Consider the following 22407-nt stretch of genomic DNA (forward strand, 5'->3'; position numbering starts at 1 on the left):
GGCGGTTGCTGTAGGGCCGGCGCGGCCACGAGTCCATGACGCGCGCCACGCCTGCCGCTATCTAGGTCCGATGTCCGAAAATCTCCTCCGCCACGAGGCCAGCCCGTACCTGCTGCAGCACAAGGACAACCCGGTGCACTGGCGCCCATGGGGACCGGCGGCGCTGGCGGAGGCGCAGGCGACCGGCAAGCCGATCCTGCTTTCGGTCGGCTATGCCGCCTGCCACTGGTGCCACGTGATGGCGCACGAGAGTTTCGAGGACCCGGCGACGGCGGAGGTGATGAACCGCCTGTTCGTGTCGATCAAGGTCGACCGCGAGGAGCGGCCGGACATCGACCAGATTTACATGGCGGCGCTGCATGCGCTGGGCGAGCAGGGCGGCTGGCCGCTGACCATGTTCCTGACGCCGGCGGGCGAGCCGATCTGGGGCGGGACGTATTTTCCGCCGACGGCGCGCTACGGCCGGCCGGGCTTCCGCGACATCATGGAGGAAGTGGCGCGCCTCTTCCGCGACGAGCCCGAGAAGATCGCCACCAACCGCGATTTTCTCCTGTCGCGGCTGAACGAGAAGCCGGAAGGCGAGGGTGTGGCCGTCGATCGCGCGCTGCTCGATCTCGCCTCGGATCGTCTGTTGAGCCTGATGGACCCGGAGCATGGCGGCACCAAAGGCGCGCCAAAATTTCCGCAGGCCGGCCTGCTTGAGTTGCTGTGGCGCGCTGGCCTCCGCACCGGCGAGGCGCGCTATCGCGACGCCGCGCTACTGACCCTCCGTGAGATCTCGGCGGGCGGCATCTACGACCACATCGGCGGCGGCTTCGCCCGCTATTCGACCGATGCGCGCTGGCTGGCGCCGCACTTCGAGAAGATGCTCTACGACAACGCGCAACTGGTCGAGCTGCTGACGCTGGCCTGGCTCGCGACCGGCGAGGCCGTGTTCAAGGAGCGCGTCGCGGAGACCATCGCCTGGCTCGAGCGCGAGATGCTGCTCGCCGGCGGAGCCTTCGCAGCCAGCCTCGACGCCGACTCCGAAGGGCGCGAGGGCCGCTTCTACGTCTGGACGCGCGCCGAGGTGATTGACGTGCTCGGTGCGGAGGAGGGCGCCTTCTTCGGCGACGCCTACGACATCATTGCCGGCGGAAACTGGGAAGGCGTGTCGATCCCCAACCGGCTGGGGCGCGGTCCGATACCTGACGCCGACGCGGCACGATTGCGGACGGCCCGCGAAAAACTTCTGGCGCGACGCGCCCGTCGCGTCCGCCCCGCCACCGACGACAAGGTGCTGGCCGACTGGAACGGCCTGATGATCGCCGCGCTCGCCTTCGCCGGCGCGAGCTTCGCGCGACCCGAGTGGATCGGGCTCGCCGAACGCGCCTTCGCCTTCGTCGCCGGCACGATGGGCGAGGGCGGGCGGCTGGCGCATTCGTGGCGCGACGGCAAGTCGGTGCGGCCCGGCCTCGCCTCTGACTACGCCGCGATGATCAAGGCGGCGCTGGCGCTCCACGGCGCGACGCTCGACGATGCATGGCTGGTACGAGCCGAGGGCTTCGCCGCGGCGCTGCGCGCCCATCACTGGGACGCCGACGCGTCCGGCTACTTCCTCTCCGCCGACGACGCGCCGGCGCTGATCGTGCGGCCGAAGGCGACCACGGACGAGGCAACGCCGGCGGCGACCTCGCTGATGGCGCAGAATCTGGTGCGGCTATGGCGGCTCACCGGCAACGACGCGTACCGCGCCGACATCGATGCGATCCTCGGCGGTTCGGGTGCGGCGATCGCCGGCAACCTGTTCGCCACGACCGGGCTGCTCAACGCGCTCGATCTCCGGCTCGGCGCCGTGGACGTCGCGATCGTCCGGCCGTCCGGCGCCGATGCCGGTGCGTTGCTCGATGCGGCGCGCTGGCGCTGGACGCCAAATGTTGTGCTGTCGGTGCATGACGGCGCGGTGCGTCTGCCGTCGGCACATCCGGCTGCGGGCAAGGCCGCGGTTGGAGGGAAGGCGACGGCGTATGTCTGCCGCGGCGAGACATGCTCGCTGCCGGTGACGGAGGCGACGGCGTTGGCGGCGTTGCTGGGTGCAGCGAGCGTCGGAAACTAACCCCCCTTAGGGAGGGCGGCGGGTGCACATTGTCTCGCCTCAATTCAGGTTGCAGCGTCGCCGTTCGAGTGGCACGACGCGCTCGCGCCCGATCCCCGTCGCAGGAGTCCCGCGATGCCGATCGGCCATCACCTTCAGGAAATCGAGGACGACGCCGCCCGTGAAGGCGTCAGCGTATTCAAGACGCAGATGGAGATCGTGGTCCTCAGCCTGCTCGACGAGGACCGTGCCATTGCCCTCGGCCAGATCGAGGAAGCCCGCACGGCATCGCTCGACCATGCCGCCGCTTTCGCCTCGCCGGCACTGTCGGTCGCAGAGGGCGCGAAAGCCGAGCGCATCGCCCGCGCGATGCTTACCGACACGTTCGGCCGTATCCGCACCGTGATCGAGACGCCTGACGACGACTCGGCGGTGCACTAGCCGCCGGCGTTCAGCCCGACCCGCTCCAGCACGAACGCCACCCGCTCCGCCATGCTTGCCTTCGGCAACTCGGCCACCGCGTATCCGGTCTCGCGGTAGGTCGCGACGGCCAAATCGTAACTGGCGATCGCCTCGGCGAAATCCTGCTTGCGCTCGGCGTCGTTAACGTAGATCTCCGGCCACGGCGGCGCGACGAAGACGACCGGCGCATAGCGATAAACGCGCGCCGCCTCGCGGAAGTGCGGCGGCGTCGGCAGGCCGACGAGCGGGAAGTAGCCGACGAGCTCCGGCGCGCCGCGATCGAAGAAGACCGGCGACGGATCGGCGGTGAAGCGCGTGTAGTCGACGAGCGCGTGCGACAGCATCAGTTCGGCGTAGAGCGCACGGTCGCCGGTGTGGAACGCCTTGCCGCCAATAGTCTGCTGGGCGCGGATGATGGCGCGGCCGCTTTCTTCCGCCGTGCGGTAGCCACGCGCCGCCAACGCATTGATCAGGCTGGTTTTTCCAGATCCCGGCCCGCCGGTGATGATGTGGAAATTGTCATGCTGGTGCATAGGCTGGTCCTTTCTGCCAGTGTTGATGCCAGCTTGCAGACCAGCATGGATGCTGGTACAAGCGCTGGCATGGAAAACGAGATACGGAAGATCACGGTCGAGGTGCCCGAGCACACGCTCGAAGCGGCGCAGGCCTATACGGGCGAGGGCGTCACGGAAACCGTGCGCATAGCCCTGAAGTTGCTGCTGGCCGAGGGCGCCCAGCGCAAATTCCGCAAACTCCGCGGATCATTCAAGTTCACGGTCGATCTCGACGCGCTGCGCGAAGACCGCTGATGGTGGTCGCCGTCGACAGCTCGACTCTGATCGCCTTCATCCAGGGAGAGCAAGGTGGCGATGTCGACACCTTCGACGCCGCGCTCGGCGGCAACATCGTCCTGCCGCCGGTAGTGCTAACCGAAATCCTCTCGGATCCCAAACTGCCCGAGCAGCATCGCGAAATGCTACTGGCGTTTCCGCTGCTCGAACCGAAGCTCGACTACTGGCAACGAGCAGCAGCGACACGAAGTCTGATTCTCGCGAGGAAACTGCGCGCCCGGCTCGCCGACACGCTGATCGCCCAAGCCTGCATCGATCACGACGTCGCGCTGATCACGCGCGACAAGGACTTCCGCCACTTCGCCAGACACTGCGGGCTGAAGCTGGCCTAGTCGTCCTTCGACGCCTTCAGCACATCGAGAAGCGACGGCTTGATCGGCCTTGGTTTCGGTGTGTCACCCGCGATCTGGCGATGGCGGTACTTGTCGCGGACGTTCTCGTTGAAATACGCGCCCTTGGAATAGGCGGCGCGCATCGCGGCGGCGACCGATGGCGGCACCAGCGTGTAGACGTAGACCTTGCCCGTCCGGAAATTGACGGTGAGCTCGTTGCGGGCTTCGTCGTAGCTGAAGTCGCGGATGACGGTCGAGGGCATGGCGGAGGGTAACGCCGCCGATGCCTTACGTGTTCATCTGGTCGAAGAAATCCGAGTTGCTCTTCGTCTGCTTCAGCTTGTCGAGCAGGAACTCGATCGCATCGACGGTGCCCATCGGCATCAGGATGCGGCGGAGCACGTACATCTTCTTGAGGATGTCCGGCGGGACCAGCAGCTCTTCCTTGCGCGTGCCCGAGCGCGTGATGTCGATCGCCGGGAAGACACGCTTGTCGGCGACCTTGCGGTCGAGAATGATTTCCGAGTTACCGGTGCCCTTGAACTCTTCGAAGATGACTTCGTCCATGCGGCTGCCGGTATCGATGAGCGCCGTCGAGATGATGGTCAGCGAGCCGCCTTCCTCGATGTTGCGCGCCGCACCGAAGAAGCGCTTCGGCCGCTGCAGGGCGTTGGCATCGACGCCGCCGGTAAGCACCTTGCCCGACGAGGGTACGACGGTGTTGTAAGCGCGGCCGAGCCGGGTGATCGAGTCCAGCAGAATGACGACGTCACGGCCGTGCTCGACCAGGCGCTTGGCCTTCTCGATGACCATCTCGGCGACGGCGACGTGGCGCGTCGCCGGCTCGTCGAAGGTCGAGGAGATGACCTCGCCCTTCACCGAGCGCTGCATGTCGGTGACTTCTTCCGGCCGCTCGTCGATGAGCAGGACGATCAGGTAGCACTCGGGGTGGTTGGCCGCGATCGAGTGCGCGATGTTCTGCAGGATGACGGTCTTGCCGGTGCGCGGCTGCGCCGTGATCAGGGCGCGCTGGCCTTTGCCGAGCGGCGCCACGAGATCGATGATGCGCGCCGTCAGGTCTTTCCCGGTCGGGTTGTCGAGCTCCATCTTGAAGCGCGCGGTCGGGTAGAGCGGCGTCAGGTTGTCGAAGTGCACCTTGTGGTGCTTCTGCTCGGGATCCTCGAAGTTGATCGTGTTGACCTTGAGCAGCGCGAAGTAGCGTTCGCCGTCCTTGGGGCCGCGGATCTGGCCCTCGACGGTGTCGCCGGTCCTGAGCGAGAAGCGACGGATCTGCGAGGGCGAGACGTAGATGTCGTCCGGCCCCGCGAGATAATTCGCCTCTGGTGAGCGCAGGAAGCCGAAGCCGTCCTGCAGCACTTCGACGACGCCCTCGCCGATGATGTCGGTGTCCTGGGCGGCGAGTTGCTTGAGTATTGCGAACATCAGCTCCTGCTTGCGGAGCGTCGATGCGTTTTCGACCTTCAGCTCTTCGGCGAAGGCGAGGAGCTCAACCGGCGACTTCGCCTTGAGGTCCTGGAGTTTCATTTCAGGCATGGAATTTACGAATCTCTGATTTGGGGAAGCCGGCACGGGGGAGGGAGGGCAGTCTTGCAGAACTTCTGGCCCGGGGCGGTAATGGCCGCCCGGATCCGGCACCTCGGCCTATGCGGCCAGCGCCTGTCTGCTTTTTTGTGCGGTGCAAGCAACATAGACACTTGCTCGGCACCCGGCAAGACCCGTCAAAACGGGCGAACGATGACCAGTATGACGATGATGATGACCAGCAACGTCGGCAGTTCGTTGGCGATCCGGTAGGTGCGCGCCGGCCGCGTGTTCTTGTCGGCGGCGAAATCACGCAGGCAGCGTCCAAGCCATACGTGGAACGCCGTCATGAGGATGACGAAGAATACTTTCGCCATGAACCACGGCGTCGTCCACAGATGCGCCGAGGTGGCGAGCGCCAGGCCCGCGAGCCACGCCGCGATCATCGCCGGCGTCATGATCGCATTGTAGAGCCGCCGCTCCATGACCTTGAACGTCTCGGACTTGTCGGAGCCGACCTCGGAGTCTGCGTGATAGACGAACAGGCGCGGCAGATAAAAAATGCCGGCCATCCACGCGATCACGGCGACGACGTGGAACGCCTTCACCCAGTCGTAGGCGGCGCCGGAGAGCGCACTCATCGGTAGGCCTTCACGCGCTCGACCAGCCGCGCGACGTGCGCCACCGGCGTCTCCGGCCGGATGCCGTGGCCGAGGTTGAAGATGAACCGCCCGCCGGCCAGGGCCTCGAGGATCGCATCCGTCGCCTCGTCCTGCGCCGTGCCACCGGCAACCAGCAGCGCCGGGTCGAGGTTGCCTTGCACGGCGACACGCGCTTGCAGCCGCTTGGCCTGATCGAGCGGCACGCTCCAGTCGAGGCCGACACCATCGACGCCGGTCTCCGCGACGTAGTGCTCCAGCCGCTCGCCGATGCCCTTCGGGAAGCCGACGATGCGTGCGCCGGGCTCGTTTGCCTTGACGTAGCGGACGATCTCCGCCGTCGGCTGCACGCACCAGCGCTGGAAGCCATCGTCATCGAGCACGCCGGCCCACGTATCGAAAATCTGCACGACATCGGCACCTGCACGCACCTGCGCGATCAGATATTCGGCTGAGGCTTCGGCAAGCGTATCGATCAGTCGCTCCATCGCCTCCGGATGCTCCGCCGCAAATTCCCGCGCCGGCGCCTGGTCCGGCGTTCCGCGCCCCGCGATCATGTAGGTCGCCACCGTCCACGGCGCGCCGCAGAAACCGATCAGCGTCTTGTCGCGCGCCAGGCGGCCGCGCACCCGCTCCACGGTTTCGAGGATGGGCCCGAGTCGGTCAAGCGCAAACGAACCGTCGAGCCGCTCGATGCCGCGCAGGTCGATCGGATCGAGTCGCGGCCCTTCGCCCTCGACAAAATCGACGCGGCGGCCGAGCGCGTGCGGGATGACCAGGATGTCGGAAAACAGGATCGCCGCGTCAATGTCGAAACGCGCGACCGGCTGCAGCGTGATGTCCGCAGCTTTCTGTGGATCGTAACAGAGCGCGAGGAAACCTTTCGCGGTCGCGCGGAGTTCCCGGTACTCAGGCAGGTATCGTCCGGCCTGCCGCATCAGCCAGATCGGCGGTGGCGTCAGCGCGTCACCCTCCAGAACCGCTCGCACCTTTCCGCCTGCCTGAGACGCCGTTCCGTCGGTCCCCTTTTCTTCCAAGAAGGATTCTGAATCTTCCTTTTGTTTCATCTTGGGGGTGGATTCCGATTGGCATTGTTCAGTCCCGTCCGGAACGCGCGGCCGGGACGCCCTGCTGGCGCATGGGACACACGCATACCCTCGAACGGCGAAATAACAAGGACAACCAAATAGACCTGCGTTTACAATTCGTTAACCATACCCGCCGGCTCGCCGGATTCTGGATATCGCGAAGTTATCCACAGGCTATCTCCTTGTTCCGGCGTGACTTCCATGACTCACAGGCCTGGCGGATTCGCCTTTCGTTCGCCGGCCGCTGTTGATCGATTTTGACGCATCGGGGACGGTTTTCGCGTAGAAGCCCGCCTCGGCCGACTTATCCAGAATCCGCCAACAGGCGCCGGCCCATCTGGGGATGACTACGTGCACTCGACGCCGATCCTGCTCGCATCGCGAAGCGCCGCGCGGATTTCGCTGCTGCAGGCCGCGGGCGTCGCCTTCACGGCGGTGCCGTCGTCGGTCGACGAGCGCGCGGTGGAGATGCCGCTGATCGCGGGCGGCGCATCGCCGGCCGAGGTTGCGTCCGCTCTGGCCGACGCCAAGGCCGTCGACGTCAGCGCAAAGTCGCGCGACGCGCTGGTCATCGGCGCCGACCAGACCCTCGATCTCGACGGCGAGCGGTGGACCAAGCCCGGGACGATCGCGATCGCGCGCGAGCAACTGGCGCGGCTGTCGGGCCGGACGCATCAGTTGCACTCGGCGGCGGCGATCGCGCGCGAAGGCATCGTGACGTGGCGGCATGTTGCCAGCGCGACGTTGACCATGCGGGCGCTGACCGCATCCGCGATCGACGCGTATCTTGCCGAGGTCGGCGACGCGGTGCTGGGCAGCGTCGGCGCGTACCAGCTCGAAGGCGTCGGCGTGCGATTGTTCGAGAAGATCGACGGGGATTATTTCACGATCCTCGGGTTGCCGTTGTTGCCGTTATTGGCGCGGCTGAGAGACGAGGGGGCGGTCGCGTGGTGAGTAACAACGAGTGGCAGCAATGACCAAACCCATAGCCTGCGTCGTCGGCTGGCCCGTAAAGCATTCGCGCTCGCCGGTGATCCATCGCTTCTGGCTGAAGGAGCTGGGTATTGACGGCGATTATGTGCTGCACGCCGTCGAGCCGGAGAAGATCGCGGCATTTTTTGCCGATTTCGCCAACTCGGGTTTCGTCGGCTGCAACGTCACCGTGCCGCACAAGGAAGCGGCGTTCGCGGCAGTCGCGCGGCGCGACAGGGCGGCGACCGAGACCGGTGCGCTCAACACGCTGTGGCTGGAGGGCGGCGAACTGGTTGGCGCCTCGACCGATCCGGTCGGATTCCTGGCGAACCTCGACGCCGAGGCCAAAGGCTGGGACGCGGCGCCGGGGCCGGCGGTCGTGCTCGGCGCCGGCGGGTCGGCGCGGGCGATCGTCTGGGCGCTGCTGTCGCGCGGCTTCGCGCCGGTGTACATCGTCAACCGCGATCCGGCGCGGCCGAAGGCGCTGGTGAAGCTGTTCGGCGAGAAGGTGAAGCCGGCGCGCTGGCAGGATGTGCCGTCGCTGCTGATCGGCGCGCGCGTGCTCATCAACACGACGACGCTCGGCATGGACGGGCAGCCGCCGCTGAAGATCGACCTCGCGCCGCTGCCGAACGATGCGGTGGTCAACGACATCGTCTACGTGCCCTCGGTGACGGAGCTGATCGCCAACGCGCGCTCGCGCAAGCTCCGCACCGTCGGCGGCCTCGGCATGCTGCTGCACCAGGCAGTGCCCGGCTTCGAGCATTGGTTCGGGCAGCGGCCCGAGGTAACGCCGGCGCTGCGTGCGGCCGTGCAGAAGTCGATCGACGGAGGCTGACGCAGGCGATGCTCGTGCTCGGCGTGACCGGATCGCTGGCGATGGGGAAGTCGACGGTCTCGGCGATGTTCGCCGAGCTCGGCGCCGCGGTCTGGAACGCCGACTCGGCGGTGCACGCGCTCTACGCCGGCGCCGCGGCGGAGCCGATCGGCGCGGCGTTTCCGGGTACGCTGCGGAATGGCACGGTCGATCGCGCCGCGCTCGGTGCGCGCGTTACCGGCGATGCGGCTGCACTGGCGAAGCTCGAGGCGATCGTGCATCCGCTCGTGCAGGCGGCAGAGATCGAATTCCGCGCGCGCGTCGCCGCTTCAGGCCGGCGGATGATCGTGCTCGACGTGCCGTTGCTGCTGGAGACGGGCGGCGAGCGCCGCGTCGACGCGGTCGTCGTCGCCTCGGCCGGCGCGGAGATTCAACGGGCACGGATCGCCAAGCGCGGCATGGAGCCGGCACGCGCCGCGGCCCTGATCGCGCGCCAGATGAGCGATGCCGACAAGCGGCGACGGGCGCATTTTGTCGTCGATACGTCGGGGGACATGGCGACGGCGCGGCGCCAGGTCAGCGACGTGCTGCGCGCGCTGGCGGGGAAGGTCGGGGCTTAGCGACCGCGCCGCAGGCGGGTCCTATATACGGCCAGCCACCCTTTATCGTGTTTGCCGTATAACTTGCATTAATACGTTAGACCGTATATAACGCGAATATACGAACTGGCGTATGGCCATGCAGAACCTCGCACGCAACCCAAAGCAGATCGGCAATCTCATTCGAAATGCCCGGCGCAAACGCGGGTGGAGCCAAGCCCAGCTTGGCGACACGACCGGGTTGCGACAAGCCACCATTTCCCAGATCGAATCCGGCAGCTCGGCGACGCGGCTCGCCACCATCCTCTCGTTATTGGCCGCGCTCGACCTGGAACTCCAGGTCGCGCCCCGCTCAAAAAGCGCCGCGTCCGCCATCGAGGACATCTTCTAGATGGCCCGCCACCGGCAGCACGCGCCGCTGCGCGTGTATCTCAACAACCGCTTCGTCGGGCGCCTGTTCAAAGAGCCCGGCGGGGCGACCACCTTTCGCTATGACGAGACCTGGCTTGACTGGGAGAATGCGATTCCCGTCTCGCTGTCTCTTCCGCTGCGCGAAGATACCTATCGCGGCGCGCCGGTTACGGCCGTCTTCGAAAACCTGCTCCCGGATTCGGAAGCGCTGCGCCGCCGCGTGGCCGAACGCGTTGGTGCCGAAGGCAGCGATGCCTACAGCCTGCTTGCCGCTATCGGCCGCGATTGCGTCGGCGCCCTGCAATTCATTGCTGCGGAAGAGGAGGTCGAGGTTGCCCAAAAAATTGAGGGCGAATCCGTCAGCGATGCGGACATTGAAAAATTACTGCGCAATCTCGCTCAGGCGCCGCTGGGCCTTTCGCGAGACGATAACTTCCGCATATCGGTCGCCGGCGCGCAGAAAAAGACCGCGCTACTCCGGGACGGCAAGCGTTGGCTGAAGCCTGCCGGCACGTCTCCGACGACGCACATTCTCAAGCCTCAGATCGGCGAGCTGCCGAACGGCATCGATCTTTCGAACAGCGTAGAGAATGAATTCTACTGTCTCCAGCTGCTCGCCGCTTTCGGACTGACGGTCAACAACGCCCGCATCGAGACGTTCGGCCGGACCAAAGCATTAGTCATCGAACGTTTCGACAGACGCTGGACACGGGACAAGCGCCTGTTGCGCCTGCCGCAGGAGGATTTCTGTCAGGCGCTTTCGGTGCCGCCAAGCCGCAAGTACCAAAGCGATGGCGGGCCCGGTCTCGTCGGCATCCTCGGCCTGCTCGGAGGCAGCGATACGCCTGAGGAGGACAGGATAGCGGTGTTCAAGGCGCAGATTCTTTTCTGGCTCATCGGCGCTACCGACGGCCATGCCAAGAACTTCAGTATCTTCCTCGGTCCACGCGGCAGCTACCGCCTGACGCCGCTCTACGACGTCCTCACCGCCCAGCCGAGCCTCGACACACGACAGATCGAGCGCAAGCAGATGAAGCTCGCCATGTCGGTCGGCACAAGCAACCACTACAGAATGGATGGAATCCTCGGAAAGCATTTCATACAGACGGCGCACTCCGCCGGTCCGCAGAAAACTGCAACCAGGATCGTGATCGAGGAAATCTGCGACACGGCAGCGGATGCACTGGAGACGGCGAAAAAACAGTTGCCGCCTCAGTTTCCGGCTGCGATCCCGGCGTCGGTTGGCAAGGCAGTTGCCGAACGGCTTGGCGCTTTGGGAACAAGGGCGGACGGCTAGCGACTAGCGGCCTGAAACGCGCCCACGAGAAGGAAGACCAGCCCTACTTGCCGCCCTTCTTCGCCTTGCGCGCCGCATAGCGGGCGTCGCGCGCCGCCTTCTGTTCGGCGAGCAGCGCCAGCGCCTGTTCGCCTTCGATGCGGCGGGCTTCCTTTTCGGCGGCGATGCGTTCTTCTTCGAGGCGCTTGGCCTCGGCTTCGCGCGCGATCCGCTCGGCTTCCTTCTGCGCCTTCTTCTCGGCGGCGCGCTGCTCGCGCGCCTTGGCCGTCGCCACCTGCTCGGCCAGCCGCGCCTTGACGGCCGGGTCGTCCAGCTTGGGCTGGGCGCGGAATTTCTCCAGCATGGCGCGCTTGGCGGCGTTGGAGTTGCCGAGGCGGTCGGAGAAATCGTCCTTAAACGCGGGCATTGCGGCTCGTGGGTGTTCGTGAATCGGGAAGGCCGGGAAGCGAAGGTGAAATAGCGCAATCCGGGGCTTTTACAAGCCTTTCGGTGGCGCTCAGCCCTCGTATTTTTCGACGATGCCGGGGCGGCGGATCTCGGCCTCGTCCGGGTTCTGGCCGAATTCTTCCTTGGCGCGGCGCTGGCGCAGCAGGTCCCAATACTGGTCGAGCGCGATGTTGATCGCCTTGAGGCGGTCGCGCTCGGCCTCGGTGAGGTCGCCCTTTTCGTAAAGGTGATGCTCCTCGTCGGCGAGTTCCTTGAGGTGCTTGAGGACGTTCTGGTCGGTGGCCATCGGGTGACTCCTTGGCGGCGGTTGCCGCTCCTATAACCCACAACGCGCGGAATGACGAAAACGTCAGATCATCGCCAGGCCGCCGCGGCGGCCGACCGGGAAGGCGGCGTCGATTTTGGCCGTCTCCGCTTCGGTCAGGTTGAGAGCCGCCGCCGCGGCATTCTCCGCGACGTGGCCTGGATCGGCGGCTTTGGGAATGGCGAACAGCGACGGCCGGCGTATCAGGAACGCGAGCGCCACCTGGCGCGGCGTCGCACTGTGGGCCTTGGCGATCTCGGCGAGCACCGCGCCGCCCCGGGTGCGCGAACCGGGAAAGGACGAATGGCCGAACGGGCTGTAGCCGACGGCGGCGACATCGTGCGCCTCGCACCACGGGATGACGGCGTGCTCGATGCCGCGTTCCTGCAGATGGTAGAGCACCTGGTTGCAGGCGATCTTGCCTTCGCCGGCGATGCCCGCCGCCTCCTCGAGGTCCTCGGCGTCGAAGTTCGACACGCCCCACGACAGGATCTTGCCGGAGGCCACCAGCTCCTCGAACGCCGCGATGGTCTCGACCAGCGGGTGGCGCCCACGCCAGTGCAGCAGGTAGCAGTCGAGCCGGTCTGTCCTCAGGCGCCTCAGCGACTTCTCGCAGGCATCGATGGTGCCGGTGCGCGACGCGTTCTGCGGCATGACCTTGGAGACCAGGAAAATTTCCGCGCGCCGGTTGCCGATCGCCTCGGCGACGATCTCCTCCGCCTTGCCCGAGCCGTAGAGCTCGGCCGTGTCGATGTGCGTCATGCCCGTGTCGAGGCCGCGGCGGATGGCGGCGATGGCCGCAGCGCGGTCCGCCTGCTCCATGTACCAGGTGCCCTGGCCGATGACGGGGACGGCGCGCCCGGTGGCCCCGAAACTGTGCGTCTGCATAGGTGTCGCCCTTGCTTCCCGGAAAGATAACCCTAGGATTTCGGCCGAATCATGCGCGAAATCGTCTTCGACACAGAGACTACCGGGCTCGACCCGAAAACCGGCGACCGTGTTGTCGAAATCGGCTGCATCGAGCTGTTCAACCACATCCCGACCGGCCGCAGCTTCCACCGCTACCTTAACCCGGAGCGGCCGATGTCGATCGACGCGGCGCGCGTGCACGGGCTGGACGATGCCTTCCTGAAGGACAAGCCGCTGTTCGCCTCGGTCGCCGACGAGCTGATCGAATTTTTCGGCGACGCCAACCTGATCGCGCACAACGCCGGCTTCGACATGATGTTCGTCAACGCGGAGCTGGCGCGCCTCGGCAAGGGCCCGCTCGGCGACGACCGCGTCATCGATACGCTGGCGCTGGCGCGGCGCAAGCACCCTGGCAGCCCGGCGTCGCTCGACGCGCTGTTGTCGAAATATCAGATCGATGCCTCGCGCCGTACGCGTCACGGCGCGCTGCTCGACGCCGAACTGCTGTCGGAAGTCTACATCGAGCTGATCGGCGGACGGCAGGCGGCGCTCATCCTCGGCGGCGAGCCGGACGCGCCGACCATCACCATCGCGCCGACGTCGTCGATCGTGCTCGGAGTCCGCCAGACGCCGCGCCGCTTCACGGTGACGCCGGAGGAACTGGCGGCGCACGCCGCCGTGGTCGCGAAGCTCGGCGAGAAGGCGATCTGGCGGCAGTACGCCTGAGTTTGCCGGAACCTCACCGTCACCGTAGCGTTACGGTTACCCGGCAAGGAGTAAGCCCATGAGTTTCACCGACGATATCCTCGCGCTCGAGCATCGCTTCTGGCAGTCGATGATCGACAAGGACGCGGCGGCCGGCGCGGCGCTCACCGCCGAGCCTAGCCTGGTCACCGGCGCCCAGGGCGTCGGGCGCATCGACCGCAAGATGTTCGAGAAGATGATGACCGGCGCGACGTGGACGCTGCACAAATACGAATTCAGCGACGTCAAGGTGGAGAAGGTCACCGACGACGTGGCGGTGATCGCTTACAAGGTACGCGAGGAACTGACCGTCGATGGCAAGCCGCTGACCATGGAAGCCGCCGACGCCTCGACCTGGGTGCGCAAGGACGGCGCGTGGGTATGCGCGCTGCACACGGAGTCGGTGCTGGGCGATCCGTACGGGCGCGATCGCGTGGCGAAGGCGAAGTAGGCCGGGTATTGGCGTCTTCTCACCATCGGTTCCGTCTGCAGCGTTCCGTCCCCTCCACTGTCATCCTTCGGCGGCGCGAAAGCGCCGACCGAAGGACCAGCCTCCACACGCACAACTTTCCCGGCGTCTGCTGAAGCCGGTCCTCCGGTCGAGGCCTGCGGCCTCGCCGAAGGATGACAGTGGAGGGGATGCGGCAGGGCGGGCAACGAGGCGAGGGGGAGGAGAAGAATGACAGTGGAGCCATGCCACCGCCGCGCCATATAAGCCCGGACCGCCCCGCCGGAGCCTCCCCGTGATCCCCTATTCCTTGCTCGACCTGTCGCCGATCGTCGCCGGCAGCACCGCCGCCGACTCCCTCAAGAACACGCTCGATCTCGCCCGCCGCGCCGAGCAATGGGGCTACACGCGCTACTGGCTGGCCGAGCACCACAACATGCCGGGCATCGCCAGCGCCGCGACCTCGGTCGTCATCGCCGCGGTCGGCGCCGCGACCAAAACGATGCGCATCGGCTCGGGCGGGATCATGCTGCCCAACCATTCGCCGCTGGTCATTGCCGAGCAGTTCGGCACGCTTGCCTCGCTCTATCCCGGCCGCGTCGATCTGGGGCTCGGCCGCGCGCCGGGCACCGACCAGATGACGGCGCGCGCGCTCCGCCGCGACGTCAACGCCGCCGCCGAGCATTTCCCCGAGGACGTGATCGAGTTGCGCGTGCTGCTCGGCGAGCCGCAGCCCGGGCAGACCATCCACGCCTATCCCGGTTCGGGCACCAGGGTGCCGATCTGGATGCTGGGCTCGAGCCTCTTCGGCGCGCAGCTCGCAGCGTATCTCGGCCTGCCGTATTCCTTCGCCTCGCACTTCGCGCCGGACGCGCTGCTCGATGCGCTGTCGATCTACCGCGAACGCTTCACGCCCTCGGACGAACTGGCGAAGCGCTACGCCATGCCGGCGCTGCAGGTGATCGCCGCCGACAGCGACGCCGAGGCACGACGCCTTTTCACCTCGACGCAGCAATCCTTCGCCAACATGTCGCGCGGCACGCGCGGCCAGCTTCCGCCGCCGATCGACGACATCGAGACATACTGGTCGCCGCAGGAGAAGGAGCGCGCCGAGCACATGCTGTCATACGCGGTGGTCGGCGGGCCGGAGGCGGTGAAGGCCGGGCTACGGCGGTTCATCGACCTGACGTCGGCCGACGAGATCATGGTCGCATCGATGATCTACGATCACGCCGCGCGGCTGCGGTCGTTCGAGATCGTCGCGGAGGCGATGAAGGCGAGTCTGTAATTTCGCTAATGCGAGCGGTGCGTCGTCGACAACAACAAGACGATCACAACGATCTGTTGAAACTTACGCCTCGATCTCACCGAGTCTTAGTGAGCAAATGCCGGGCACGCCATCGTTCGGCCGTCGGGATCGGCAAGTCCGCGCATCCAATGTCGCATCTTTTCCGTTTCCACGATCAACTCGCCGGTCTCGCTCAGGAAACCAACGTCATTGCCCGGGTCGTTCAGCTTGACCGTGCATTTTGCCAAACGACCGTCCGCTCTGATTACGTATGAGTTTCCCCGACTGGCATAACAAATCTTCTCAGTCGGCGGGCCGCTCTCCTTCCTTTCGTACTTCGATTTCAGCCTCTTGAAATTATCGAGTCTCGACCGGTCGTCTAGAATTTTGATTTTATCGTTGTTCGCTCCGCCCAAGCGCCCGACCAGCTTCAAGAATATTTTAAATCTATCGTCGCTTCCGAAATAAGTTTTAATTTCTTCTTCAATCCAATTTTCCAAATCGTCGAAATTCTCTCCAGTGACGTGTAGGCGAAGTATTATTTCGTATTCTCCGCGAGAATCTCGTGCGGCACGCAAGTTAGAAAATATTCTGTCATAGGTGCCACTATTATTTATTGTTATTCTAGATGAGTCATGATGCCGCTTTGGTCCGTCGAGAGATATCTGGAAATTCGTTATCGACGCTTCAAGCAGACTGTTCATCAATAGCGACTCTAGATACCATCCATTTGTAGTTATCGATCCGAAAAGCTCGAAGCCGTATTCTATCGACAAGTCTTTGGCGTACTCGGATATTTCCAAAACGACATCATCCGCTAGTAGCGGCTCGCCGCCGAACCAGGAAAGATGCAGCCGACGCAGGGTCGGGGCCCTATTCTTCAACAGGTTCTTTAGTCCAAGAACAATTTTCGGAGGCATCTTCCCCTTGGCGAAGTCCTCGTAACAATAAGTGCAACGGAAGTTGCACTTTTCCGTGGGAAGTACGATTAAATTTAGAAGCGAGGGATCGATTGACTGCAAGAAGGTCGCCGCGCGCGCAAGCATCGGGCTAGGCCTTTGGACAGTATGCGTTCTTAGGGCACACCCAGTTGGCCGCAACTTCCGCGGCCGAATTGGCGATGTATTTGCGCAGCTCGCCCTCTAGCTGTTCCAGCTCAGAGGTCTTCGACAAGTCGATCTTTCCATCCGGGCCGATGGTCATCGACGATAGCAGCAGGGAATATCTTTGAGAGAACTCCAAAGCGTTCATCTTGTCTCTCCAATACTACTTTTGGGGACAATATCCGTTTTCGGGGCAGACGTAGTTTGTGGGCTCGCCGAGCGCACGAACATTTGGCCGCTGTATTTGCGTCAGAAGCTGTCGCAGCGATGCGGGATCTGACGAAACGATTTCGCCCGAGGCGGTAATTGTCAAAGAACGAATGGCCGCCGCGATTTTGTCCTGCTCTGTCGCATCCATAGCTACCTCCAGCGCGGGTTGCCGATGATCGAGACAACCTCCAATGTATACGACCTATGCGGGAATATCCACCGAAAAGTGGAAATGGACGGAGCGTCCTACCCCAACAACCGCCCGACCACCTTCGCCGTGTAGTCCACCATCGGTACGATCCGCGCGTAGTTGAGACGCGTCGGGCCGATGACGCCGAGCACGCCGACGATACGTTGTTCGGAGTCGCGGTAGGGCGAGACGACCAGCGACGAGCCGGAGAGGGAGAACAACTGGTTCTCCGAGCCGATGAAGATGCGCACGCCTTCGCCGGTTTCGGCATTGCCGAGCAGGCGGATGAGTTCGCGCTGGGTTTCGAGATCGTCGAAGAGCAGGCGGATGCGTTCGAGATCCTCGGCGGCGTTGACGTCGCCGAGGAGATTGGCGCGGCCGCGCACGATCAGTGTCTCGGGTTGGCCGCTCGCCGCGTCGGCCCACGAGGCGAGGCCCTTGTCGATGAGGTCGCCGGTGAGCTTGTCGAGTTCGGCGCGCGCCGCGCTCTGCCGGCGTTCGAGTTCGGTGCGGGCCTCGGAGAGCGACCTGCCGCGTAGGTGCGTGTTGAGATAGTTCGATGCCTCGATGAGCGCCGAGGGCGTCGTGCCGGCGTCGAGTTCGACGATGCGGTTTTCGACCGAGCCGTCCTCGCCGACCAGCACGACCAGCGCGCGTGTCGGCTCCAAGCGGATGAATTCGATCTGCTTGAGGCGGATGTCGGCCTTGTTGGCGAGCACGACGCCGGCGCCACGCGACAGGCCCGACAGCGCCTGGCTGGCCTCGTTGAGTAGCGTCTCGATCGTCTTGCCGGGCGTGGTGCCGGCCTTGACCTGCGCCTCGATCAGCCGGCGCTCGTCGGCCGACAGGTCGCCGATTTCAAGCAGCGCATCGACAAAGAAGCGCAGGCCGAATTCGGTCGGCAGCCGGCCGGCCGAGGTGTGCGGCGCGTAGATCAGGCCGAGCTGCTCGAGGTCGGCCATGACGTTGCGCACCGAGGCGGGCGACAGCGTGTTGGGCAGGAGACGCGAGATGTTGCGCGACCCCATCGGCTCGCCGGTCTCGAGATACTGATCGACGATGCGCTTGAAGATGTCGCGCGAGCGGCGGTCGAGATTGGCCAGCGCTGAGGTTTGCGGGGTGAGGGTGGGCTTGTCCTGCATGGCGGGGAGTATATAGGCGCGGCGGGGTTGCGGAAGGAGGCGTGGATTGGGCCCGGCCTGCGCGCCGCTCCAGTTGGGTCACCTCTCCCTCCAGGGAGAGATGGATCGTGGGGAGGCCGAGCAGCGGACCTGACGGTTAACTTCACCACACCCGCGATTCCGCCTTTGCCCCGGCGCATTCGCGCGGTTACAAGGCGCACATGGATCAGACAAAACCGGCCGTGCCGCGGCCCTCCAAGCGCGTCGCCGATGCCATGCGCCCCGTCAGCCTCGAGCGCGGCGTCGCCAAGCACGCCGAGGGGTCGTGCCTGGTGAAGTTCGGCGAGACGCATGTGCTGGTCACCGCCTCGCTGGATGAGAAGGTGCCGCCGTGGCTGCGCGGCGCAGGCAAGGGCTGGGTGACGGCGGAATACGGCATGCTGCCGCGCGCCACCACCGAGCGCACCCGCCGCGAGGCTTCGGCCGGCAAGCAGTCCGGCCGGACGCTGGAAATCCAGCGGCTGATCGGCCGGTCGCTCCGCGCTGTCGTCGACCTCAAGGATCTCGGCGAGCGCCAGATTATGCTCGATTGCGACGTCATCCAGGCCGATGGCGGCACGCGCACGGCGTCGATCACCGGCGCCTGGGTTGCGCTCCGCGATTGCATCGAATGGATGCGGGCGCGCGACATGATCACCAAGCCGGTGCTGATCGACCACGTCGCGGCGATCTCGGCCGGCATCTATCGCGGCCAGCCGGTGCTCGACCTCGACTACGCCGAGGATTCGGAGGCGGACACCGACGGCAACTTCGTCATGACCGGCTCGGGCGGCTTCGTCGAGATTCAGACGACCGCCGAGGGCAAGCCGTTCACCGACGAGGAATTCGAGCAATTGAAGACGCTGGCGCGGAACGGCATCGCGCAGCTCGTCGCCCTGCAGAAGCTCGCGGTGACATGAACCACCTGCACCGCGGCGACACCATCGTCTTCGCGACCCACAACGCCGCCAAGATTCGCGAGCTCGACGAGATGCTGGCGCCGTTCCGCATGACGGTCGCCTCTGCGAGTGCGTTGGGTTTGCCGGAGCCGGAGGAGACCGGCCTCACCTTCGAGGAGAACGCCATCCTCAAGGCGGTGGCTGCCGCGACCGCCTCGGGCAAGCCGTCGCTCGCCGACGACTCCGGCATCGCGATCGATGCGCTGGGCGGCGAGCCCGGCATATATTCGGCGCGCTGGGCCGGGCCGAACAAGGATTTCGCCGGCGCCATGCGGACCATCGAAAACGAGCTGCAGAAGGCCGGTGCGACAACGCCCGACAAGCGCACGGCGCGTTTCATCGCGGTGCTGTGCCTGGCGTTTCCCGATGGCTCGACGCAGACCTTCCGCGGCGAGGTTGAGGGCACGCTGGTGTGGCCGCCGCGCGGGCCGAACGGGTTTGGCTACGATCCGATGTTTGTTCCCGAGGGACATGATCGCACGTTCGGTGAGATGGGTCCGCACGAGAAGGCGCAGCTGTCGCATCGCGCCCGTGCCTTTTCGGCGTTTGCGCACGCGGTGCTGAAATGAGCACCGCCATCGGGCCGGACAACCCCGGCTTCGGCGTCTATGTGCATTGGCCGTTCTGCGCGGCGAAGTGCCCGTACTGCGATTTCAATTCGCACGTCCGTCATCAGGCCATCGACCAGACGCGCTACGCCGCCGCGTTCGAGGCCGAGATCGCGAAGACCGCGGCGCGCGCGCCAGGCCGCACGGTGACGTCGATATTCCTCGGCGGCGGCACGCCGTCGCTGATGGAGCCGGCGACCGTCGGCACGATTCTGAATGCGATCGCCAAGCACTGGCCGGTCGCGGCCGATGCCGAGATCACGATGGAAGCCAATCCCTCCAGCGTTGAGGCGGAGAGATTCCGCGGCTACCGCGCCGCCGGCGTCAACCGCGTCTCCCTCGGCGTCCAGGCGCTGAACGACCGTGACCTGAAACTGCTGGGCCGCCTGCACGACACCGACACCGCGCTCCGCGCCATAGAGATGGCGCGCGCGACCTTCCCGCGCCTGTCGTTCGACCTGATCTACGCGCGGCCCGGGCAGACGCCGGAGATGTGGGGCGAGGAACTCGACCGCGCCCTCAACCTCGCCGCGGATCATCTCTCGCTCTATCAGCTCACCATCGAGGAAGGCACCCCGTTCTTCGCGCTGCATAAGGCCGGCAAGCTGAAGACGCCGGACGAGGATACCGCCGCCGCTCTCTACGCCGTGACGCAGGACGTCACGGCTGCGGCCGGCCTGCCGGCTTACGAAATCTCGAACCACGCCGTGCCGGGCGCCGAGAGCCGGCACAATCTCGTCTACTGGCGCTACGGCGAATACGCCGGCATCGGCCCGGGCGCGCATGGGCGGCTGAAACTCGCCGACGGCCGCCACGCGACGGCCGCCGAGAAGGTGCCCGAGGCCTGGCTCGCCAAGGTCGAAGCGTGGGGCGACGGGCTGGTCGTCGACGATCTGCTGACGCCGGAGGAGGAGGGCGACGAGCTTCTGCTCATGGGCCTCAGGCTCGCCGAAGGCATCGACCTCGGCCGCTACCGGAGATTTGCCGGGCGCTCGCTGGACGATGGCCGGCTCAACGATCTGCTCGCCCACGGCATGGTCGAACGCGCCGGCGGCGAGCGGCTGCGGGCGACGCGCGCCGGATTCTTCGTGCTCGATGCGGTGGTCGCGGATCTGGCGGCTTAGGTTAGTTGCCGCGATCGCAGTCGGTCGCCTCTCCCTGGAGGGAGAGGGCTTCGTTTCTTGAGAGCGAAGCGAACTAGAAACGAAGGGTGAGGGGTTAGGGACCCATCGCTTATAACGCCTGTACCTAACCCCTCACCCCATTCGCCTAAGTCGCTTCGCTCCTAAGGCTCATGGCCCTCTCCCTCCAGGGAGAGGGGTGCTTGTGTTAGCGTTCGCGCATGAAACGGACCGCCTTCGCTCGTAAACTTCGTCATGACATGACGGACGCAGAGCGACTGTTGTGGTCGCGCCTGCGCGATCGGCGGATTCGCGGTTTCAAGTTTCGCCGGCAGGTTCCGATCGAAGGATACATCGTCGACTTCGTCTGCATCGACGCCCAGCTCGTCGTCGAACTGGATGGCGGTCAGCATGGCGAGATGCGCGGAAAGGACGCCGTGCGAACCGAGAAGATCGAACACGCGGGCTATGTGGTCGTTCGCTTCTGGAACCACGACGTCATCGGCGATGTGGACGCAATCCTGGCCGAGATCGACCGAATGCTTTCGGTCGGAGCCTAGGTCCCCGGCGCCCGCGCAAACGTCTTCGGTGCCGGGTCGACGATCACCGCCTTGCCGGCCTGGATCTGGTAGACGGCCAGGCCGCGCTGGTTGAGCCCGTTGGGCAGGAAGCGGAAGGCGCCGTCGATGCCGATGAAGCCGTTGGCGTTGGTGAGCGTCTGCTCGGCGAAGCGCTGGTCGCCGAAGCGGGCGGCGAGGCCCGCGGCGAGGCTGGTCGCGTCATAGGCGAGCGAGGCGGTGCGGCTCGGCGGCGAGCCGAACGCTGCCTGGTAGCGGCGCGAGAAGCTGGCGAAGCCGGTGCCTTCCGGTGCCGGGTAGTAGGCGCCGGCGAGATTGGATTCGCCGGTGATGCGCTGGTCGTTGTCCCACTGGCCGGAGCCGAGGTAGGTCATCTTGTCGGCGGTGACGCCGTTGGCGGCGAGCACCTGCGCCAAGAACGGCGTCGCATCGCCGGCGTCGGGCAACAGGATCGCGTCGATGGTGCCGCCCTTGACCAGCGCGGCAAGCTGCGTCGCCTGCGTCTGCATCGCCGTCTTGTCGAGTTCGTAGCGCGCCGTCGTCATGACGCGGCCGCCGGCGTTGGCAGCGGCGCGCTGTAGCGCGGCCTCGACCAGCGTGCCATAGGCGTTGTTGGGGAGCAGCGCGGCGATGGAGCGTTTGCCCTGCGTCGCGGCGAACGAGACGATGCGATCGACGTCGCTCTGCGGCAGGAACGAGAGAAGATAGAGGCCCTGGCCGGCGGTGGTCGTATCGCTCGAGAAAGCGATGACCGGCACGCGTGCGGCGCGCGCCACCTGCGACACGCCGTTGACGGAACGCGCGAACAGCGGCCCGAGGATCAGTTCCGCGCCCTGCGCGATGGCGTCGCTCGCCGCCGCGCGGGCGCCGTCGGCGGTGCCGAGGTCGTCCTTGACCAGGATCTGGATGCCGGCCGTCTTGAAATCGCGGAGTGCGAGATCGGCGGCGTTGCGGAAGGCGGTCGCGATCTGGCCGGCGTTACCGGTGGCCGAAAGCGGCAGCAGCAGCGCGACGCGGATATTGCCGGTGCCGATGGTCTCGCCGGTGACCGGCTGGGTCGCCTGCACGACCGGACCGGTGCCGAATCCGCTGCCGACGCGCGAAGAATTGCACGCGGCAAGCATCGCGATGGCACCGAAGGCGAGGACGCCGACGAGGACGCGGAGGAAGCCCGGATTGCTGCCGGTGCGCAGTAAATTCCGGCGGGACAAGAATTTCTCCCTCGCTCGCCCCT

At 65.6% G+C, this 22407-nt stretch carries 28 protein-coding genes; 16 read left to right on the plus strand and 12 right to left on the minus strand.

Translation table 11 applies throughout. From position 1 onward, the window contains the following. Window positions 1–70: 70 nt before the first annotated feature. Window positions 71–2095 (plus strand): thioredoxin domain-containing protein, encoded by a 2025-nt coding sequence (locus WDM94_01710; GenBank protein ID MEJ0011342.1) that lies wholly within the window; start codon window positions 71–73, stop codon window positions 2093–2095. Window positions 2096–2209: 114 nt separating this feature from the next. Then, complete coding sequence (locus tag WDM94_01715; protein MEJ0011343.1) at window positions 2210–2515, plus strand: hypothetical protein; 306 nt, start codon at window positions 2210–2212, stop codon at window positions 2513–2515. On the opposite strand, the gene WDM94_01720 is transcribed toward WDM94_01715, so the two are convergent. Next, on the minus strand, window positions 2512–3069 hold the full coding sequence (locus WDM94_01720) for an AAA family ATPase (protein MEJ0011344.1): 558 nt from the start codon (window positions 3067–3069) through the stop codon (window positions 2512–2514). The genes WDM94_01715 and WDM94_01720 overlap by 4 nt on opposite strands. Before the next feature lie 69 nt (window positions 3070–3138). On the opposite strand from WDM94_01720, the gene WDM94_01725 reads away from it, so the two are divergent. Then, the gene (locus tag WDM94_01725) at window positions 3139–3345 is read left to right on the plus strand and encodes a hypothetical protein (protein ID MEJ0011345.1); all 207 of its coding nucleotides are present in this window, start codon (window positions 3139–3141) and stop codon (window positions 3343–3345) included. After that, window positions 3345–3719: a DUF5615 family PIN-like protein gene (locus tag WDM94_01730; protein MEJ0011346.1), complete on the plus strand. Its 375-nt coding sequence runs from the start codon at window positions 3345–3347 to the stop codon at window positions 3717–3719. The genes WDM94_01725 and WDM94_01730 overlap by 1 nt, the downstream gene beginning before the upstream one ends. Here WDM94_01730 and WDM94_01735 read toward each other — a convergent pair. The 4 genes from WDM94_01735 to hemE form a co-directional block, all read right to left on the minus strand. Then, on the minus strand, window positions 3716–3982 hold the full coding sequence (locus tag WDM94_01735; protein MEJ0011347.1) for a KTSC domain-containing protein: 267 nt from the start codon (window positions 3980–3982) through the stop codon (window positions 3716–3718). The genes WDM94_01730 and WDM94_01735 overlap by 4 nt on opposite strands. Before the next feature lie 25 nt (window positions 3983–4007). Continuing rightward, window positions 4008–5273, minus strand: coding sequence for a transcription termination factor Rho (rho, locus tag WDM94_01740; protein ID MEJ0011348.1), 1266 nt, complete (start codon window positions 5271–5273; stop codon window positions 4008–4010). 185 nt (window positions 5274–5458) lie between these two features. Next, the gene (hemJ, locus tag WDM94_01745; protein ID MEJ0011349.1) at window positions 5459–5902 is read right to left on the minus strand and encodes a protoporphyrinogen oxidase HemJ; all 444 of its coding nucleotides are present in this window, start codon (window positions 5900–5902) and stop codon (window positions 5459–5461) included. Next, the gene (gene hemE / locus WDM94_01750; protein ID MEJ0011350.1) at window positions 5899–6909 is read right to left on the minus strand and encodes a uroporphyrinogen decarboxylase; all 1011 of its coding nucleotides are present in this window, start codon (window positions 6907–6909) and stop codon (window positions 5899–5901) included. The genes hemJ and hemE overlap by 4 nt, the downstream gene beginning before the upstream one ends. A 450-nt stretch (window positions 6910–7359) precedes the next feature. Here hemE and WDM94_01755 point away from each other — a divergent pair, with 450 nt between their 5' ends. The 5 genes from WDM94_01755 (at window position 7360) to WDM94_01775 (ending at window position 11104) form a co-directional block, all read left to right on the plus strand. After that, window positions 7360–7962 carry a Maf family protein gene (locus WDM94_01755; GenBank protein MEJ0011351.1) on the plus strand — a complete coding sequence of 201 codons (603 nt, stop codon included), beginning with the start codon at window positions 7360–7362 and terminating at the stop codon, window positions 7960–7962. A 19-nt stretch (window positions 7963–7981) separates the two neighbouring features. Continuing rightward, on the plus strand, window positions 7982–8818 hold the full coding sequence (locus tag WDM94_01760; protein MEJ0011352.1) for a shikimate dehydrogenase: 837 nt from the start codon (window positions 7982–7984) through the stop codon (window positions 8816–8818). Window positions 8819–8826: 8 nt separating this feature from the next. Further along, window positions 8827–9417 carry a dephospho-CoA kinase gene (gene coaE / locus WDM94_01765; protein ID MEJ0011353.1) on the plus strand — a complete coding sequence of 197 codons (591 nt, stop codon included), beginning with the start codon at window positions 8827–8829 and terminating at the stop codon, window positions 9415–9417. Between the two features lie 112 nt (window positions 9418–9529). Continuing rightward, window positions 9530–9787: a helix-turn-helix domain-containing protein gene (locus tag WDM94_01770; GenBank protein ID MEJ0011354.1), complete on the plus strand. Its 258-nt coding sequence runs from the start codon at window positions 9530–9532 to the stop codon at window positions 9785–9787. Beyond that, on the plus strand, window positions 9788–11104 hold the full coding sequence (locus WDM94_01775) for a type II toxin-antitoxin system HipA family toxin (protein MEJ0011355.1): 1317 nt from the start codon (window positions 9788–9790) through the stop codon (window positions 11102–11104). Between the two features lie 43 nt (window positions 11105–11147). On the opposite strand, the gene WDM94_01780 is transcribed toward WDM94_01775, so the two are convergent. The 3 genes from WDM94_01780 to WDM94_01790 all read right to left on the minus strand — a co-directional run bounded on the left by WDM94_01780 (window position 11148) and on the right by WDM94_01790 (window position 12743). Further along, window positions 11148–11510, minus strand: a complete 363-nt coding sequence (locus tag WDM94_01780; GenBank protein ID MEJ0011356.1) for a DUF6481 family protein — start codon at window positions 11508–11510, stop codon at window positions 11148–11150. 90 nt (window positions 11511–11600) lie between these two features. Beyond that, entirely contained in the window at window positions 11601–11837 is a 237-nt protein-coding gene (locus WDM94_01785) for a DUF2630 family protein (protein MEJ0011357.1), read from the minus strand. A gap of 63 nt (window positions 11838–11900) precedes the next feature. Further along, on the minus strand, window positions 11901–12743 hold the full coding sequence (locus WDM94_01790) for an aldo/keto reductase (GenBank protein MEJ0011358.1): 843 nt from the start codon (window positions 12741–12743) through the stop codon (window positions 11901–11903). Window positions 12744–12794: 51 nt separating this feature from the next. Here WDM94_01790 and dnaQ point away from each other — a divergent pair, with 51 nt between their 5' ends. The 3 genes from dnaQ (at window position 12795) to WDM94_01805 (ending at window position 15244) form a co-directional block, all read left to right on the plus strand. Continuing rightward, on the plus strand, window positions 12795–13490 hold the full coding sequence (gene dnaQ, locus WDM94_01795; protein MEJ0011359.1) for a DNA polymerase III subunit epsilon: 696 nt from the start codon (window positions 12795–12797) through the stop codon (window positions 13488–13490). A 58-nt stretch (window positions 13491–13548) separates the two neighbouring features. Further along, a complete protein-coding gene (locus tag WDM94_01800; GenBank protein ID MEJ0011360.1) occupies window positions 13549–13959 on the plus strand; it encodes a nuclear transport factor 2 family protein in 411 nt (136 codons plus the stop codon). A gap of 292 nt (window positions 13960–14251) precedes the next feature. Beyond that, complete coding sequence (locus tag WDM94_01805) at window positions 14252–15244, plus strand: LLM class flavin-dependent oxidoreductase (GenBank protein ID MEJ0011361.1); 993 nt, start codon at window positions 14252–14254, stop codon at window positions 15242–15244. A gap of 86 nt (window positions 15245–15330) precedes the next feature. Here the strand turns inward: WDM94_01805 and WDM94_01810 are convergent, their stop codons facing one another. The 3 genes from WDM94_01810 to hrcA all read right to left on the minus strand — a co-directional run bounded on the left by WDM94_01810 (window position 15331) and on the right by hrcA (window position 17889). Beyond that, the gene (locus tag WDM94_01810; protein MEJ0011362.1) at window positions 15331–16290 is read right to left on the minus strand and encodes a radical SAM protein; all 960 of its coding nucleotides are present in this window, start codon (window positions 16288–16290) and stop codon (window positions 15331–15333) included. A gap of 4 nt (window positions 16291–16294) precedes the next feature. Then, complete coding sequence (locus WDM94_01815; protein MEJ0011363.1) at window positions 16295–16495, minus strand: hypothetical protein; 201 nt, start codon at window positions 16493–16495, stop codon at window positions 16295–16297. A 308-nt stretch (window positions 16496–16803) separates the two neighbouring features. Continuing rightward, on the minus strand, window positions 16804–17889 hold the full coding sequence (hrcA, locus tag WDM94_01820; GenBank protein MEJ0011364.1) for a heat-inducible transcriptional repressor HrcA: 1086 nt from the start codon (window positions 17887–17889) through the stop codon (window positions 16804–16806). 200 nt (window positions 17890–18089) lie between these two features. Here hrcA and rph point away from each other — a divergent pair, with 200 nt between their 5' ends. From rph to WDM94_01840, 4 genes are all read left to right on the plus strand, one after another. Beyond that, on the plus strand, window positions 18090–18827 hold the full coding sequence (gene rph / locus WDM94_01825) for a ribonuclease PH (protein ID MEJ0011365.1): 738 nt from the start codon (window positions 18090–18092) through the stop codon (window positions 18825–18827). Further along, window positions 18824–19435, plus strand: a complete 612-nt coding sequence (rdgB, locus tag WDM94_01830; GenBank protein ID MEJ0011366.1) for an RdgB/HAM1 family non-canonical purine NTP pyrophosphatase — start codon at window positions 18824–18826, stop codon at window positions 19433–19435. Before rph ends, rdgB begins: the two co-directional genes overlap by 4 nt. Further along, on the plus strand, window positions 19432–20598 hold the full coding sequence (gene hemW, locus WDM94_01835) for a radical SAM family heme chaperone HemW (protein ID MEJ0011367.1): 1167 nt from the start codon (window positions 19432–19434) through the stop codon (window positions 20596–20598). Before rdgB ends, hemW begins: the two co-directional genes overlap by 4 nt. 218 nt (window positions 20599–20816) lie before the next feature. Then, window positions 20817–21155: a DUF559 domain-containing protein gene (locus WDM94_01840; protein MEJ0011368.1), complete on the plus strand. Its 339-nt coding sequence runs from the start codon at window positions 20817–20819 to the stop codon at window positions 21153–21155. On the opposite strand, the gene WDM94_01845 is transcribed toward WDM94_01840, so the two are convergent. Further along, window positions 21152–22384, minus strand: coding sequence for a penicillin-binding protein activator (locus WDM94_01845; protein ID MEJ0011369.1), 1233 nt, complete (start codon window positions 22382–22384; stop codon window positions 21152–21154). The genes WDM94_01840 and WDM94_01845 overlap by 4 nt on opposite strands. Window positions 22385–22407: the final 23 nt, after the last annotated feature.

Origin of the sequence: Bauldia sp., assembly GCA_037200845.1 — a bacterium.
Classification (GTDB): Bacteria; Pseudomonadota; Alphaproteobacteria; order Rhizobiales; family Kaistiaceae; genus DASZQY01.

Coding starts and splice junctions, on each gene's coding strand:
- WDM94_01725 (MEJ0011345.1), top strand. CDS start 3,139: ATGGAAAACGAGATACGGAAGATCACGGTCGAGGTGCCCGAGCACACG.
- WDM94_01785 (MEJ0011357.1), bottom strand. CDS start 11,837: ATGGCCACCGACCAGAACGTCCTCAAGCACCTCAAGGAACTCGCCGAC.
- hemW (MEJ0011367.1), top strand. CDS start 19,432: ATGAGCACCGCCATCGGGCCGGACAACCCCGGCTTCGGCGTCTATGTG.
- WDM94_01780 (MEJ0011356.1), bottom strand. CDS start 11,510: ATGCCCGCGTTTAAGGACGATTTCTCCGACCGCCTCGGCAACTCCAAC.
- WDM94_01730 (MEJ0011346.1), top strand. CDS start 3,345: ATGGTGGTCGCCGTCGACAGCTCGACTCTGATCGCCTTCATCCAGGGA.
- WDM94_01815 (MEJ0011363.1), bottom strand. CDS start 16,495: ATGAACGCTTTGGAGTTCTCTCAAAGATATTCCCTGCTGCTATCGTCG.
- WDM94_01800 (MEJ0011360.1), top strand. CDS start 13,549: ATGAGTTTCACCGACGATATCCTCGCGCTCGAGCATCGCTTCTGGCAG.
- rdgB (MEJ0011366.1), top strand. CDS start 18,824: ATGAACCACCTGCACCGCGGCGACACCATCGTCTTCGCGACCCACAAC.
- WDM94_01775 (MEJ0011355.1), top strand. CDS start 9,788: ATGGCCCGCCACCGGCAGCACGCGCCGCTGCGCGTGTATCTCAACAAC.
- WDM94_01710 (MEJ0011342.1), top strand. CDS start 71: ATGTCCGAAAATCTCCTCCGCCACGAGGCCAGCCCGTACCTGCTGCAG.
- WDM94_01735 (MEJ0011347.1), bottom strand. CDS start 3,982: ATGCCCTCGACCGTCATCCGCGACTTCAGCTACGACGAAGCCCGCAAC.
- hemJ (MEJ0011349.1), bottom strand. CDS start 5,902: ATGAGTGCGCTCTCCGGCGCCGCCTACGACTGGGTGAAGGCGTTCCAC.
- WDM94_01715 (MEJ0011343.1), top strand. CDS start 2,210: ATGCCGATCGGCCATCACCTTCAGGAAATCGAGGACGACGCCGCCCGT.
- WDM94_01720 (MEJ0011344.1), bottom strand. CDS start 3,069: ATGCACCAGCATGACAATTTCCACATCATCACCGGCGGGCCGGGATCT.
- WDM94_01770 (MEJ0011354.1), top strand. CDS start 9,530: ATGGCCATGCAGAACCTCGCACGCAACCCAAAGCAGATCGGCAATCTC.
- rph (MEJ0011365.1), top strand. CDS start 18,090: ATGGATCAGACAAAACCGGCCGTGCCGCGGCCCTCCAAGCGCGTCGCC.
- dnaQ (MEJ0011359.1), top strand. CDS start 12,795: ATGCGCGAAATCGTCTTCGACACAGAGACTACCGGGCTCGACCCGAAA.
- rho (MEJ0011348.1), bottom strand. CDS start 5,273: ATGCCTGAAATGAAACTCCAGGACCTCAAGGCGAAGTCGCCGGTTGAG.
- WDM94_01790 (MEJ0011358.1), bottom strand. CDS start 12,743: ATGCAGACGCACAGTTTCGGGGCCACCGGGCGCGCCGTCCCCGTCATC.
- coaE (MEJ0011353.1), top strand. CDS start 8,827: ATGCTCGTGCTCGGCGTGACCGGATCGCTGGCGATGGGGAAGTCGACG.
- hrcA (MEJ0011364.1), bottom strand. CDS start 17,889: ATGCAGGACAAGCCCACCCTCACCCCGCAAACCTCAGCGCTGGCCAAT.
- WDM94_01810 (MEJ0011362.1), bottom strand. CDS start 16,290: ATGCTTGCGCGCGCGGCGACCTTCTTGCAGTCAATCGATCCCTCGCTT.
- WDM94_01840 (MEJ0011368.1), top strand. CDS start 20,817: ATGAAACGGACCGCCTTCGCTCGTAAACTTCGTCATGACATGACGGAC.
- WDM94_01760 (MEJ0011352.1), top strand. CDS start 7,982: ATGACCAAACCCATAGCCTGCGTCGTCGGCTGGCCCGTAAAGCATTCG.